This is a genomic window from Stenotrophomonas sp. 1L-E-5-B-C3, assembly GCF_057292075.1.
In genome coordinates this window covers 400,703-413,667 of record NZ_JBXAWS010000001.1, presented here as the reverse complement: position 1 = coordinate 413,667, position 12,965 = coordinate 400,703, and the positions used below count along the sequence as shown (strand labels likewise).

The window sequence follows — 12,965 nt, the reverse complement described above, 5'->3', positions numbered from 1 at the left end:
ATTTCAGGTCGCACGTGGATGGCGTTTGTCTCGCGTGCACCGGGGGGGGATGAATCGGCGGAGCAATGAGCGCTTCGGCTGAGCCTGGCGGGCCGCCAAAGGATTTAAGCCCTACACAGCCCGCTCGGTTTGTTTCGCTTACAGATCGGCCGTTTGTGGTGCGGTGAGCCCATCTACCCGGACGGCCGAAATGAAGGGCGGCGCGCAGGCGTTGCCCTCACCTCTGCCGCTGTCGGATACTGATCCTGTCCATCGTTCGTAGCTCGCAATTCGCGCCGCCCACGGAGCCACAAGAGGGGCGAATCGATCAATCAGGCCAACAACGAGCAGCCCGATGATACGTAGCAAGCTTGCTCACAGACGCGTTCTCGCCGAGGGCGGACCGATTCTGGTGTGGTTGACCTCGTTTAAAGATCATTACGTATTTACCGCCAGTGGCATCGGATTGTCTGGAAAATACGGTGTGGCGCTACGGCAGGACACGAAAGCAAGTCGGAGAGCCCTCGAAGCGCGCTTTGCGGGGTCGAAGTTTCACGAAGTGTTCGTGAGCGATGTGCCAGCTTCGGTGATCAGTGTCAACCGGTCTCTGACGTCGGCTGGGCCGCGAGACGGGATATTCTTCCTCTGCAACACAGAGGTCGTCCAAGCCGCGGTTCTCGCGCACCTCGGGGCCGTGATCCCTAGCGAGGTCATCGCTCTTGCAGCCAACTTGAGTCGGGGACGGGGCTAGCCATGGTGCACTCTTAAAGGTTCAGGAATAGCGCAACTGAAAACTGAAATTCAAGCTGGCCTGCGTTTTGTACACAGCTGATCCACGTTGGCCGGCTTGCACTGGTGCCGAGTGAAAGGTAGCCCGTAATGTCTAAGTGTGCGGTGGTGTTCGTAAGCGCGGCTGTGGAAGAGATCGGTGAGGAGCGCTTGCCCGAAGTCATGCGTGCAGGCCGAGAGTTCAATGCCAAGTGCGGCTCGCGTGCAGTTGTATGCTTCGACGGCAGCAGGTTTTTAACATATTTGGAAGGCACAGCGAGTGCGGTGGCTGCGAGCTCCGTTTACACCCAGTCCTTCACCCTGCATACCGAAATCGTTGAGCTGGCGCGGGGATCCATCCAGCAGTTGCGGTTCCCTGCGCATGCATTGCTCTTCCTGCGGATTTCAGAAGCCGAGCTCAAAGCACTGATGAGGTCGAACTGGGTGAATTTCTCCCAACGCTTCGGAGGGAAATTCATCCCAGAAACGGGGATGGAGCGGCTTGCCGCATTGGTCGGCAATCGTCTCGATGACGTTCCGCAGTGATGGGTAACGGATTTCCTCTGTAGGCCGCCCGATTCACGTTGCACAGTGGAAGCAGGGGAGTCATGAATTTGAGGCATTCGACAGGGGCATGCCATGCGGTTGGAATTTACTCACAGCCACATCTACCCAGGGGCCACCGCGTCCCTGACAGGCGAGCAGGCTGAACTGGGCGAGAGAGCCACCTGCTTGGTCGAGCTCAGTGACGGCGTGGTCCTCTCGACCAGCTGTCTGATTCAAGGGGGGGAGATCATGCTATTCATGCCGGACTACCTGACCGCCCGTGGGGCAAAGATTCCGGCGAAGGACTGGGTGCTGCGGAAGGATCTGGAAACAGGCGCCTGGAAGGCAAAATCAAAGGTTGCCGTGTAGCACTTGTTGCTCTTCCCGACCCGTCAGGTTGTTGGGTCTGAAGCAATCTTAGGAGCGTGTCATGCCAAACCGTGCGGTGGTTTTTGTGAGTGAGGCCAGCCCCTACCTTAGCCTTGGGCGGCTGGTTGAGTTGATAGCCGACGCGGAGCGGTTCAACAGACAGGCCGGCGTGACCGGGGTGACCTTGTACGACGGGGCCCGGTTCCTGTCCTACCTGGAGGGTCCACCGGATGGCCTTCGCGTTGCCTACGCCAGGGCATCCGAAGCGCGCAGCCACCTGAACTTCATCGAGTTGGCACGCGGGCGTGTCTCGCAACGTCGGCTGCCGCGGTGGCCTATGCGGCTGTTTTTGGCCAAGGAGGGCCAGCTGCAGAGCATCGCGATGGCAGACTGGGCCAGCTTCTCTCAGCGGGGCGATGCGGACGCAATGAATGCAACGGCGATGGATCTCCTTGTGCGCTTCACGGGAGGGCCGTCTGCCTCAGTCTACGTGGGGCCCCTCTCGAAACCACTCAGCGAAGGGGAGGCGAAATGAACATCGTGGCGACTGGTCTGTCACCCGGCGGAAGGATGCTGGGAGCTCCTCTCGCGCTCCCGATGAAGCGTTGGCAAAGCTGAGCAGATTCCGTCTGCCGAAAGCAGAAGTCGTCCCAACTAGCTTGAACCAGCTGCTGACCGTGTGGAAAATTTGACCCGACCTTGTGGAACGGCAATCCACATGAACGTTCTCTTCGTGGACATTGAAACCTCCATCTGTGAGGTGGTTGGAGTCGAACTAAGAGAGCTCGGCTATGACGTCGAATGCTTGGAATTCAGCTCAGGAGCCTTGCGCGCAGCGCAAGCGGGGCACGTCGACGTCGTCATTCTGGATGTGCCCGCCAGCCCTGACGCCCGGCGCAGTGCATACAAGTTGGCAGACGAACTTCGGCGCGATGGCATCGCTGTCTTCTTTACCTCCACGCTTCATCCGAACGATGTGATCAGCCGGCACCGGGATCGGGGTGTTTTGTCCAAGCCCTACGGCGTCAAACAGATCGCTTCCTGGATCGAGGCGCTTGGCAAAGATTGCAGAGGCGAACCGGCAGGCGCGCACGTGCGCTAGCTGACTGGCAACATGCATCCGCCCTTTGGAGTGCATTGGACCGCAAGCCTTCCTCTTTACAGTGGATACGCTGGAAGCGAACGTCGCTGCTGCCCATCAATGCGCGCTACTTGCATCATCAGAAGCACTGTCGTTCAGCACCGTCACTTTCAAGACGGCGACCAGATCGTTGTCCTGCAGACAGCGTTCAAGAACTGGCTCCTGAATACGTCGTTCGCCATTGGATTTCCCGACTCCAGCAATCGGCCGCTTTCTGATCGAGCGGAGCAGGCCAAGCGCGCTGTTGGCCACGGCGAGCGAGATCAAAGGCCACAGTTACCAGGAGGCCTTCGTCAGGTCTCCTTTCGCCGCGCTTATCTCCATTCATAGCGCGTTGAGTGCTTCAAGCCACGGCGACGCCGTGTTCTTCCTGTGCGCCGAAGAAGCCACGTCGGAAGCATCTCCAAAAAACTGATGCTGGCATTCGCCATAACGACCAGCATGACCTTGGCGTTGGGCATCTTCACTATTGTCCGCGCGTCACATTCGAAGCAGGAGTTGTCCAGGATTGAGTCCGTCTGGGCGCCTGGCAGCTATGCCATCGGAGAGATGCGTGCGCAGTTCGGCGATCTCCGCATCTACGAAACCTCCCAGGTCAGCGAAGCCACTTCCGCTGAGGCCGTCAAGCAATACGAACAGCGGATCGTGGCGGGCAAGGCCAAGATCAACGAGCTGGTGAAGCAATACCTGCGGTCCTTCGCCGATGGCGAAGATGCCGCGTTGTTCAAGCCGGTCAGCGCTGCGTTGAGCGATTACTTTGTCATCCACGATCAGCTTCACGCTGCGCTCCTCGCTGGCGATGCCGAGGCCGCGCAGACGATCTCGGTGACAGAATCCAGGGCAAAGCGCGTGGCGCTGTTCGACGCCATGGAGAAAGTCAGCGAATACAACCTTCGCGGCATGAAGGCTGAACTCGCAACCAACGCAGCAAGCCTCAACAACCTGATGTCGATCACAGGCTTGGTCTTGGCGGTGCTGTACTTGGTCGCAAGCGTGCTGGGGTGGGCGATCAGCCGTTCGGTCACCCGGCCCATTGGTGAGGCGTTGCCCGCTATCCGCAGCGTGGCCAATGGCGACCTCAACGTGCGAACCGACTACCAGAGCCGCGATGAGGCGCGCCAGATGCTGCTCTCCCTCCGTCAAATGGTTGCCACCTTGGAGCGTTTTTCGAACGACACCAAGGTCATGGTCAAGCTTCACGAGGCCGAAGACATCTCGCACCGGATTCCGGAGGACCTGCCCGGTGTCTACGGCGAGCTGGCCAAGGGCATGAACACAATGGTGTTCGAGCACCTTGAGGCCATCCTGGATGCCATCCAAGTGCTCAACGAGTATGCGGCCGGTGACCTGCGGCGTGACGCGCGACGCCTGCCCGGCTCCCGGGCGTGCTCCACGAATCGATGGACGCTGCCAAAGCAAGTCTGCTGGCGATCAACACGGAGATCAAGCGGTTGGCAGTGTCGGCTGCCGACGGCGACTTCTCCGCCCGCGGTAACACGTCTGCGTTCCAGCACGACTTTGAATTGATGGTTTCGGACCTCAACCGTCTGATGGAGACAGCTGACCACAGCCTCAGCGCCGTCTCCACCTTGCTTCAGGCCATTGCCTCTGGCGACTTGACCCACCGCATGGAAGGCGACTTCCGCGGCGTCTTTGCGACGATGAGCGAAGACGCTAACGCGACCGTGGCTCAGCTGACCGATATCGTCTCCCGCATCCAGCAGGCATCCACGGCAATCAATACCGCGTCGACGGAAATTGCCGCGGGCAATGGCGACTTGTCGCGACGCACCGAACAACAAGCGGCCAACTTGGAAGAGACGGCGGCGTCCATGGAGGAGCTTACCTCCACCGTGCGCCAAAACGCCGAGCATGCACGCCAGGCCAGCGAGTTGGCCAGAGTGGGGCCTCGCGCGTGGCCGGGCAGGGCGGTGGAGTGGTCGGGAAAGTAGTGGAGACGATGGGGGGTATCGAAGCCTCGTCGCGCCGCATCGGGGACATCATCTCCGTGATCGATGGCATTGCTTTCCAGACCAACATCCTCGCACTCAATGCGGCCGTGGAGGCGGCTCGAGCCGGGGACCAGGGTCGAGGGTTCGCCGTGGTGGCCTCCGAGGTGCGCACGTTGGCACAGTGCTCTGCCTCTGCAGCCAAGGAGATCAAGGGGCTAATCGAGGACTCTGTGGCCAAGGTCGCTCAAGGATCGGCGCTGGTTGACCAGGCTGGCCAGACGATGTCTGAGATTGTCAGCTCGGTTGAGCGCGTGTCCAACGTCATTGGTGAGATATCTGCCGCCTCTCAGGAGCAGGCGTCGGGCATCGAGCAAGTGAACCAGGCTGTTTCTCAGATGGACGAAACGACCCAGCAGAACGCCGCGTTGGTGGAAGAAGCGACCGCCGCTGCCCGATCCATGGAAGACCAGTCGGTACAGCTGGCAACCGCCGTCGCGGTCTTCAAGGTGAATGAACGCGCGCAGGGAAAGACGCCAGCCACGGCCAGTGCAAGCTTGACCAAGCCAGGTGCTGTGGACGGCTCCCGCCTTTCTCAAACCGCCTACGCGGGCAAGCCAACCCCGCCGAAGGCATTGCCAGCTCGTCCCGCACGGCAGGTATCTGCGGACGCAGCGCACTGGCAGGAGTTCTAACCGCCCTTCCAAGGCCAGTGCGAACGCATGGTCGCTCGCAGGGCATGGTTGACCGAAGTTGCCGCTGAAGTCACCGTGGGTGAGGCCGCCTGGATGGCGGCCTCAGACCCGCAAGCGCGCCGAAAGCTCGGCGCCTTGCGCCGTGAGGCGGCGAGGCGGCAATGGCATTGGCCGAGGTTACGGCCGCCCGATGGCCGCTCCGCTTTGGCAGTTCAGCGGCTCGGAGACGGGGGAATGCCAGCCAATGGTTCCCTCAGGATGCCCAGCCATGGCTCGACGATCTCCTCGAACGCGAAGACATGGTCCCGGTGCTGGTCCATCCCTTGGAGGTAGTGCCGAATGCTGCGCTCAAACTCGTCTGCGACGTTGGCGTTGCCGGCGTTCGTGCGAAGCAGGAGCACTGTGGCCGCTTCCAGCGCCGCAACACGTATATGCATGCGATTCATTGCTTCTTGAAGACGCAAAAATGCGTCCCTGACCTCGTCGTTCACCAAGCCCTCCGCGAGCAGGCACATCAACACAGAAGAGGATCAGTGGCTGCTGCTTGAGCCCGGGATCGTCAGGCGAGCACGGTTGGCGGCGATCAAAAGGGCATTGCCAGTTCGCTCCGCTTGCGTCGGAGTCATCGTCGAGCCGCACATGGTCGAGTCACCGGCCGCGTTGCGAACTTGGTAAAGCCCGAGTGCAACCACTGCTGTTTCGGCGTCAATGCCGACTTCAAACCTGTCCAGTGGGAACCACGTTGCTCCGTCGAATTTCTCCATCGAGCGCCTCATGCACGGAATCGCGGTGTCAGCCAGAGATTACCGCAAAGCGTGGAACTTGGAACGCGCGCGAATCGGTTGCAACTGAAAGCGGCAGCACCGTGCAGCATTGGGCAATCAACCTGAATCGATCTCCAGCCGTTGCTGAATGGATAGGGCACGACCAGGGTCAATGACGGCGACGCGTTTGCCGTTTCCCAGCTGCACGCCCTGCGGGCAGAGCTCAGCGAATCGGTCGCTGTGAGCGGCAGGCTCGGCACGCCAGGCAGACAGGCTCTCGATGACCAAGACTTCGTCCACTGCAAGGGCGAACAGCTGAACCGCGGATTGAACCAACAGCATTGCTGGACAACCCGTCCCGACTGCATCGCCTCCGGTGATCAAGCCCAGATCAACCACAGGGACGTCTTGCCCTCTGATCGAGACTACAAACTGGCGGTCCCGGGTTCGGGTCAGCGTCTCTGGTCCGCGTATTTCCACGGCCGACTCGACATCCACACCGAACAAATCGCAGCCCACACGCACAATCACCAGCTCCAGCAATGGCTCTGATGAGGCCTGCAGAAATGGATCATAAGGCAGGGGAACGGTCATGGTTTCTGTGGGCAAAGACCAAAGGGCGATCGCATCATGCCCTTAATGTGTCCACCGTGGCAATTCATGCCCTAAGAAATCCGAGGCGTTCAGATTGGCAGGCCAAGGGCCTCACTCTGACAAGACCTGCCCGTCGTCCGAAGACGATGGGTTAGCGGTGGCTGTAGCGTTCGTGCCGGCCATTCGCTTCATGAACTCTTCCAACCTCATCCGGCTCACCGCTTGGTGGTTCTGGCAGTGTGGGCACACCATCACACCGGCGCCTTCCAAGTCCGTCAGGCCCTCGCCCGGTGCTAGCAGCGAGGTGAGACCACAGCTGCTACAAGTGGCCTCAACAGCATGCAGACGCGCCAGAGCGCCGTCGGAGGTCAGTTCTCCATTGACAAAGCGAAGCAAAATAAAAGCCGGTATTAGCCACGGGTAGGGTCCTGAAATAGGCCAGAGGCAGTCAGCGGCCTCAGCGATCTCGCAGACTTCCTGAAAGCGATACGCACGCTGCAGGATCCTTCCGCGTGCTTCCATCCGGGACGGTTCGTCGGCTGGAAGACCGAGTATCAAACTCCCTCGGGTCAGGGCGCAAGGAGCTCGGCCAACTCAATGGCGCTGATGGGTCTGGAAAGCGCGAAACCTTGAATTTCGTCACACCCAAGGCCTTGGAGCTTGGCGACCTGACCGTTCGTCTCGGCTCCTTCAGCGACGGTCGAGTAGCCCAGATCATGGGCCAGACCGACGATCGCTTGGACCTTGAGCAATGCGCGTTGGTCTTCGGAAATATCGTCTATCAGCGACTTGTCGAGCTTGAGCGTGTGAATGGGCAACTCGGTCAGGTACCCGAAATTGCTGTAGCCGCTGCCGAAGTCATCCACCCCGAGCCGAATGCCTGACGAGGCCATCCGCTTGAGTTGCTCGCCCGGCAGCGAGTTGACCCGCAGCCATTCTCCCTCGGTGATCTCGACCTCCACGTCCTGGCAATCCAACCCCTGCGCGTGGATTTTGGCCACGAGTTCATCGGCCATTCCTTGCCGCGCGACATTCCGAGCGGAGAGGTTGATGGAAAGGCTCAACGCAAGGCCAGCACGCTTCCATTGCGCCAATTGTGCCAATCCTAGGCGCAAGCGAGCGGCCCCTGGGGGCATTTGTGGCCGCGGCCACCCAGTCGCGTTACTCAATCTCCCCCGATTGGCAGCAGGAGCAGATTTATCGCCAAGGGGACATGGCCGAGCTCAAGGCCACTGGGGGCAACTGGCGTCAACAGCTGATCCACCCCGAGGACAGGCCCGCGGTGGAATTGGCCATTGCTCATGCCGCGGAGTTGGCGTCGCCGTTGGAGGTAGAACACCGCGCCTTGTTGCCAGACGGCTCCGTCCGCTGGATACAGTTGCGGGCAGTCCCGTTGATGGACAGCGAAGGCAACGTGAGCGAGTGGTTCGGTGCAGCCTCCGGCATCACCGATCGCCGCGTGGCTCAAGAGCGTTTGCAGCAGTTGACCGCAACGCTTGAAGAGCGGGTGCAGGCCGGCACTGACGAACTGATGGCGATGGAGGAACGGCTGAGACAGGGCCAGAAGATGGAGTCCCCCGGCCAACTGGCCAGCGGCATTGCCCACGACTTCAACAACATGCTCACCGGGGTCTCCATGGGCTTGGAGCTGTTGGAGATGCGCGTTGGCCAAGGCCGTTTGGAGGACCTGGGTCGCTACGTGGAGATGGCTCGAACGGGGGCCGACCGAGCTGCAGCGTTAACCCAACGACTGTTGGCGTTCTTTCGCCGGCAGACGTTGGCACCGTCGGCCATCCACGTGTCGGCCATGGTGAACAGGACGCTCCACATCCTGGCCCGCTCCATCGGGCCCTCCATTGAGATCGAGACGCGGTCGGATCAAGTGGAGGACGTCGTGCGGGTGGATGCTCCGCAGCTGGAAAACGCCCTTCTCAACCTTTGCATCAACGAGCGCGATGCGACGCCGGATGGAGGGCGCATCTCGATTGAGGCCGAGCTCTCACACGTCGATGGCGGACTGGCGGAGCGTTTGGTGCTGACGCCTGGACCCTATGTTCGCTTGTCGGTCCGAGACACGGGAACCGGCATGGACGCGAGCGTTGTTGAAAAGGTGTTCGAGCCCTTCTTCACGACCAAGCCGATCGGGTAGGGCACGGGGTGGGGCTTGCCGATCTACGTATTCACGCGCCAATCCGGCGGTCAGGTGGCGGTTGACTCCATCCCTGGGGTGGGAACCACGATGCACCTTTATTTGCCGCAAAGCACGGCTGATACCGATGACCGAATCCAGGAAACGCCCGCGCTTCCCCCAGCCACGTCGCCTGGTCGCTCGGTCCTTCTGGTAGAAGACGAGACCGCCATGCGCACGCTGGTGAAAGAGGTGCTGAGCAGTTTGGGCCACCGCGTGAAGGCGGCTGCAAACGGCAGCGACGCCCTCACTGTGCATGCCAGCGAAAAGCACTTTGATTTGCTGATTACGGACGTGGGCCTGACGGGCTCGCTCAATGGGCGGCAGGTGGCGGACGCGGGCCGGCAGCGCCGTCCGACACGCCGGTGTTATTCATCACCGGCTATGCAGCAAGCGTCGCGGTAGGAGCCGGCCAGCTTGAGTCTGGCATGGAGATACTCACCAAGCCGTTCGCCGCGGGGGAGTTGGAAAGAAGAGTGACCGAGTTGTTGCTGGAAGCCGTCAAAGCGTCGAACGAACCGTTCCCAGCAACTCCAGCAGCGTGAAAGCTCCTTGAGCAGCATAACGTCGTTTTCGAGGAAGTGTGGGTCTGCGCCGGGAACGCCCCCGTGACCGGTGACCAGCAGGACCGTCACGGAAGGGTGGCGTGCCATGGCGTGCTTGGCGAGATCGTGCCCGTTCATCCCCGGCAGGCCCACGTCGGAGATGAGGAGATCGAAGGCGGGTTGCTGCGCCAAGCGCTCCACAGCCGCTTCAGCGTCTCCGACCGCAGTGATGTCATAGCCGCTGTCTTTGAGAACGTCCTGCATCGATTCGCGGATGGCGACGTCGTGCTCTACAAGAAGGATGCGAGGGTACGAGAGGCAGTCATAGCAAACCTGGTTGATCAAAAATTCGAGGAATCATGCAGGACTGGGAGTAAAGCGCTGGTGCATCCCTGTGATGACGGCAATCACGGGAAGGCGAGGGCGCCGTCGCGCCTTGACGCGGTTTTGCCGCGAGGGCTGGATACTCAATCCCCACCCCTCCCGCCTGGACACTCCCACTATGGCCCGATCCGCCCCCGATTTGCCGGCAGCGTCGCCCCACGCCCTTCGCGTCGAAATCATGCCGCTGGAGTGCGGTGATACCGCGGTGATCGTCGAATTTGAATCCGAACCGCCCGCGTCGTGGCGAGCTCTTCTGACGAAGAAGTTGGCAGACGTGGAGGGGCTTGAGCTGGTATCCGCCCAGTTTGAGGGGCGGGTTCTCTACGTGCTGGGTGCGGAGGGGGGTAGGGGAGGAAGCGTCCACAGGGTGAGTCAATTGTTGCGGTCTCTTCCCGGACGTCCTGGGGGCTCAAACCTGCTGGATGAGCCTGTGAGCCGGGGCGTCCCGGGGCCGGAGCAGGCTCTAGCGACGCACGCCTGAGCGCGTTGTTCAAAAGACGAGTTAAACGCCCGGCCGGAAGATAGGCCGAGCTCGGTTCGATCGCGCTAGCATCGCAGATTGATCACGCAAGGCAGCTATGTACGTTGAGGTATACCACCGGGTGGGATTTTGGGCCGGGATCACCGGGGCGGAAGGTTGGCGCTGGCGGCTGGTGGCGCCACGCGGGCATGTTTTGATGGCTCCCCGGGAGACGTTCGCCAGTCGGCAGGCGTGCTTGGCGGCCTTGGCTCTGCTGCAGATCGGGCCCATTTCAGCGGTGGAGTCGGCCGGAGATGCCCCGAACGCGGTGGGCGCGGCCCCCTCACTATGTCCCGCCCTTTCAACGCCATGACGGCCACCCCAGGTTGGGCAGGTCACGGTCACATCGCCGGCATCCAATGAGGACTGGGTCTGATCCATCGGGGGGCATTTCGCTTGAGTGTGACTCCCCGCGTCGCAGGAAGGCGATCAGTTGAGGCCAGCGGCGTTCGCGTGCACACTGCTTTTGAACAGTCAGGGTTCGAGGGCCATGGGTACTTCCAAGCCGGGCAAAGATTTAGAACGGGTCACCTTGTCGGTGGGAGAGCACGTTTACACCTCCGAGATCTGGCGGCTCAGTGAAAGCCGTTGGGTTCTTCTCGCTGTCGAGGTCCACGGCGTGGGAGGGCGCTCGGATTTGAGCATCAAAGCGTCGTCGTGCCTCCATGCGTTGGACGCGGGAGAGCGGATTGCGTCTGAGATTCTCAACAACCCCTATGGCTGAATTGGCGTTGGAAGGTTCAATCGACGGAATGGATCCCAAGGACGGCAGATGAGCATTTTGAACGTGTTGCTGAGTGCCGATCACTTGGCTGTGACCGTCGATACCCTTGCGCAAGATGCTCAAACCGGGGCGCACTCAGAGGGCGCCAAGTTGCTTCTGCTGCCTCAGCACAACGCCGTCTTGGCCACGCGTGGGTCGGCCCAGTTCTTCCTAAGAATCTACGAGCTCTGTCTCCAAGCCAGTTTTCGAGCAGACTTCACGATAGAGCGGCTGTCCGGCGAGCTTGGCGGCGTGATTGATCGCCTCTGGCCAAACTACGTGAGCGCGGCGGCAGCCGCTGGCATACCCATCAGCGCTATGCACACCGAGTTGGTTTTGGGCGGCTGGTCGGCGCACGCCCAGCGCATGGTTGCCACCGCTTATGCAAAGTCCGAAGATGGCCGTCCCGCCGTGGTCCAAGCGCTGGTGGGAGGCTTGGCGTCGCCAGGAGAGCCCTTGCGGAATCAGCCAGCAGGCATGGGACGGGCGGAGTTGATGGCAGCAGGACGCTTGCAAGCCGCTTACCTCAACGGCGACAGCGAGCGGCCATTAGCGGGCGGTCGTCTGTTGGCAGCAATTCTCTCAAAGGGCCAAGCAACCGTTCTCGATCTGGGAGGTCTCTAGGGGGCAGGGCAAAGCGTCGATTTGCTCGGCCACGGACCTCAGTCCATGACGCAAGCCAAGCAGAAAGTCCGCATTGGAGCGTTGGCTGGGGAGGCACATGGATGTCGACGATCATGGGCATCAGGTGGGCCCATGCAAGGCGCACCGCGGTGGGATTGGCAGAACTGGCCACCAAAGCCCTGACCGCATACTCCAAGGCATTGGTTTCGCCCTCAGCGTTGGGCAGGCGCCTCTCGCACTCGCTCAGGCGGAGCTCCAACTTGACCAACGCCTCCGTCTCAGCCTTGTGCATACCCCTCCTCCATTGGCTGGCCACCGAATCGCGGTCTGGCAGCAGGGTGGCCCCAAGCTCAAGCGTTGGAAACCGGTGAGCGTTCCGCTTGACTGCACCGTCAATCGGCCCTTTCGGGCCAGCACACAGCGGTCCACTCTTCAATCAAGACTCGCCATGCGCGGGTGGTTAGGTTGGGGGCAAAGCTTTTCCAACCTCGCGCGTGCCACCGCCTAGCGGTTGTCACAGAGCGGGCAAGTGAGCACGGCGGCGCCGTCCAAGTCCAGCAGGCCATGCCCTGGAACCAATCGCAGTTGGCGGCCGCATTCCAGACAAGCGCAACTGATCCGCGTGACCTGCAAGAGCGAGCCGTCGGCCCGCCGCACACCCTCAACCTGATCGATGAAGAAACGTCCAATGTTGGGCATGAAGATGAACAAAAAGCTGAACAGAGCGGAATGCATATGATGCACCGCGACAACCCCACCGGAACCAGATGAGACAATTGGATTCTGAAGAATTCATCTACGGGGTCGTCCGCGCAGTCCGCACGCCAGATACCGCTGTCCGATCCCTCTATTGCCGTCGCAGGAGCATGATAAAGAGGCGGGCTGCACGGCGACAGCCTTAGGCACAGGGAAGTAACCGAGCGGCGCTGTTGGAAAGCGCTGAGCCAGTTCGTTAACCAGCAAAAGGCCAGACCGGCGGCCAGTCGGTTGCGGACCACTGCTGAGGGTGTGTGTCGCGCGTTGCCCTAAAGAGGCCGCCTGCTAGGGGGGCCGATCACGACGATGCCCTGAACTGCCGGGGCGTCACCTAGGGGAGGGGGAGTCACCCCGTTGGGTTCGGCGGCGCCAACTGGGGT

General features: G+C 61.1%; 15 protein-coding genes and 1 pseudogene. 10 read left to right on the top strand and 6 right to left on the bottom strand.

The annotated features are described in order from the left end of the window. Window positions 1-858 precede the first annotated feature (858 nt). The 4 genes from AC0Z6F_RS01985 (at window position 859) to AC0Z6F_RS01970 (ending at window position 2,764) form a co-directional block, all read left to right on the top strand. Window positions 859-1,293, top strand: a complete 435-nt coding sequence (locus AC0Z6F_RS01985) for a BLUF domain-containing protein (RefSeq protein ID WP_006375649.1) — start codon at window positions 859-861, stop codon at window positions 1,291-1,293. A 93-nt stretch (window positions 1,294-1,386) separates the two neighbouring features. Then, a complete protein-coding gene (locus AC0Z6F_RS01980) occupies window positions 1,387-1,662 on the top strand; it encodes a hypothetical protein (protein WP_032971143.1) in 276 nt (91 codons plus the stop codon). Window positions 1,663-1,723: 61 nt separating this feature from the next. Next, window positions 1,724-2,197 carry a BLUF domain-containing protein gene (locus AC0Z6F_RS01975; RefSeq protein WP_006375647.1) on the top strand — a complete coding sequence of 158 codons (474 nt, stop codon included), beginning with the start codon at window positions 1,724-1,726 and terminating at the stop codon, window positions 2,195-2,197. 183 nt (window positions 2,198-2,380) lie between these two features. Beyond that, entirely contained in the window at window positions 2,381-2,764 is a 384-nt protein-coding gene (locus AC0Z6F_RS01970) for a response regulator (protein ID WP_032971140.1), read from the top strand. Window positions 2,765-2,860: 96 nt separating this feature from the next. Here AC0Z6F_RS01970 and AC0Z6F_RS01965 read toward each other — a convergent pair whose 3' ends face one another. After that, on the bottom strand, window positions 2,861-3,070 hold the full coding sequence (locus tag AC0Z6F_RS01965) for a hypothetical protein (RefSeq protein ID WP_139338727.1): 210 nt from the start codon (window positions 3,068-3,070) through the stop codon (window positions 2,861-2,863). A gap of 147 nt (window positions 3,071-3,217) precedes the next feature. Here AC0Z6F_RS01965 and AC0Z6F_RS01960 point away from each other — a divergent pair. Then, window positions 3,218-5,447, top strand: a pseudogene (locus AC0Z6F_RS01960) (methyl-accepting chemotaxis protein). A gap of 212 nt (window positions 5,448-5,659) precedes the next feature. Here AC0Z6F_RS01960 and AC0Z6F_RS01955 read toward each other — a convergent pair. The 4 genes from AC0Z6F_RS01955 to AC0Z6F_RS01940 form a co-directional block, all read right to left on the bottom strand. Then, window positions 5,660-5,938 carry a hypothetical protein gene (locus AC0Z6F_RS01955; protein WP_125892001.1) on the bottom strand — a complete coding sequence of 93 codons (279 nt, stop codon included), beginning with the start codon at window positions 5,936-5,938 and terminating at the stop codon, window positions 5,660-5,662. A 39-nt stretch (window positions 5,939-5,977) separates the two neighbouring features. Continuing rightward, window positions 5,978-6,211: a hypothetical protein gene (locus AC0Z6F_RS01950; RefSeq protein WP_032971135.1), complete on the bottom strand. Its 234-nt coding sequence runs from the start codon at window positions 6,209-6,211 to the stop codon at window positions 5,978-5,980. Window positions 6,212-6,328: 117 nt separating this feature from the next. After that, a complete protein-coding gene (locus tag AC0Z6F_RS01945; protein WP_046272126.1) occupies window positions 6,329-6,805 on the bottom strand; it encodes a chemotaxis protein CheW in 477 nt (158 codons plus the stop codon). Window positions 6,806-7,374: 569 nt separating this feature from the next. Then, window positions 7,375-7,899: an EAL domain-containing protein gene (locus AC0Z6F_RS01940; RefSeq protein WP_032971133.1), complete on the bottom strand. Its 525-nt coding sequence runs from the start codon at window positions 7,897-7,899 to the stop codon at window positions 7,375-7,377. A 119-nt stretch (window positions 7,900-8,018) separates the two neighbouring features. Between AC0Z6F_RS01940 and AC0Z6F_RS01935 the strand changes: the two genes are divergently transcribed. Together AC0Z6F_RS01935 and AC0Z6F_RS01930 are read left to right on the top strand one after the other, a co-directional pair. Then, window positions 8,019-8,954 carry a sensor histidine kinase gene (locus tag AC0Z6F_RS01935; protein WP_139338728.1) on the top strand — a complete coding sequence of 312 codons (936 nt, stop codon included), beginning with the start codon at window positions 8,019-8,021 and terminating at the stop codon, window positions 8,952-8,954. Between the two features lie 15 nt (window positions 8,955-8,969). Beyond that, window positions 8,970-9,398: a response regulator gene (locus AC0Z6F_RS01930; protein WP_065427813.1), complete on the top strand. Its 429-nt coding sequence runs from the start codon at window positions 8,970-8,972 to the stop codon at window positions 9,396-9,398. Here the strand turns inward: AC0Z6F_RS01930 and AC0Z6F_RS01925 are convergent. Continuing rightward, window positions 9,362-9,883: a response regulator gene (locus AC0Z6F_RS01925; RefSeq protein ID WP_050559897.1), complete on the bottom strand. Its 522-nt coding sequence runs from the start codon at window positions 9,881-9,883 to the stop codon at window positions 9,362-9,364. The two genes, AC0Z6F_RS01930 and AC0Z6F_RS01925, sit on opposite strands and share 37 nt — an antisense overlap. A gap of 1,049 nt (window positions 9,884-10,932) precedes the next feature. Here AC0Z6F_RS01925 and AC0Z6F_RS01920 point away from each other — a divergent pair. The 3 genes from AC0Z6F_RS01920 (at window position 10,933) to AC0Z6F_RS01910 (ending at window position 12,600) form a co-directional block, all read left to right on the top strand. Beyond that, window positions 10,933-11,166, top strand: coding sequence for a hypothetical protein (locus AC0Z6F_RS01920; RefSeq protein WP_106468504.1), 234 nt, complete (start codon window positions 10,933-10,935; stop codon window positions 11,164-11,166). A gap of 48 nt (window positions 11,167-11,214) precedes the next feature. After that, window positions 11,215-11,829, top strand: coding sequence for a hypothetical protein (locus tag AC0Z6F_RS01915; RefSeq protein ID WP_032971128.1), 615 nt, complete (start codon window positions 11,215-11,217; stop codon window positions 11,827-11,829). 564 nt (window positions 11,830-12,393) lie between these two features. Then, window positions 12,394-12,600, top strand: coding sequence for a hypothetical protein (locus AC0Z6F_RS01910; protein ID WP_153643642.1), 207 nt, complete (start codon window positions 12,394-12,396; stop codon window positions 12,598-12,600). Window positions 12,601-12,965 lie beyond the last annotated feature (365 nt).

Excerpts from the sequence above, each read along its gene's own strand:
- AC0Z6F_RS01945 (WP_046272126.1), bottom strand. The coding sequence starts at position 6,805 with ATGACCGTTCCCCTGCCTTATGATCCATTTCTGCAGGCCTCATCAGAG.
- AC0Z6F_RS01985 (WP_006375649.1), top strand. The coding sequence starts at position 859 with ATGTCTAAGTGTGCGGTGGTGTTCGTAAGCGCGGCTGTGGAAGAGATC.
- AC0Z6F_RS01980 (WP_032971143.1), top strand. The coding sequence starts at position 1,387 with ATGCGGTTGGAATTTACTCACAGCCACATCTACCCAGGGGCCACCGCG.
- AC0Z6F_RS01935 (WP_139338728.1), top strand. The coding sequence starts at position 8,019 with ATGGCCGAGCTCAAGGCCACTGGGGGCAACTGGCGTCAACAGCTGATC.
- AC0Z6F_RS01920 (WP_106468504.1), top strand. The coding sequence starts at position 10,933 with ATGGGTACTTCCAAGCCGGGCAAAGATTTAGAACGGGTCACCTTGTCG.
- AC0Z6F_RS01975 (WP_006375647.1), top strand. The coding sequence starts at position 1,724 with ATGCCAAACCGTGCGGTGGTTTTTGTGAGTGAGGCCAGCCCCTACCTT.
- AC0Z6F_RS01910 (WP_153643642.1), top strand. The coding sequence starts at position 12,394 with ATGCCCTGGAACCAATCGCAGTTGGCGGCCGCATTCCAGACAAGCGCA.
- AC0Z6F_RS01915 (WP_032971128.1), top strand. The coding sequence starts at position 11,215 with ATGAGCATTTTGAACGTGTTGCTGAGTGCCGATCACTTGGCTGTGACC.
- AC0Z6F_RS01970 (WP_032971140.1), top strand. The coding sequence starts at position 2,381 with ATGAACGTTCTCTTCGTGGACATTGAAACCTCCATCTGTGAGGTGGTT.
- AC0Z6F_RS01950 (WP_032971135.1), bottom strand. The coding sequence starts at position 6,211 with ATGGAGAAATTCGACGGAGCAACGTGGTTCCCACTGGACAGGTTTGAA.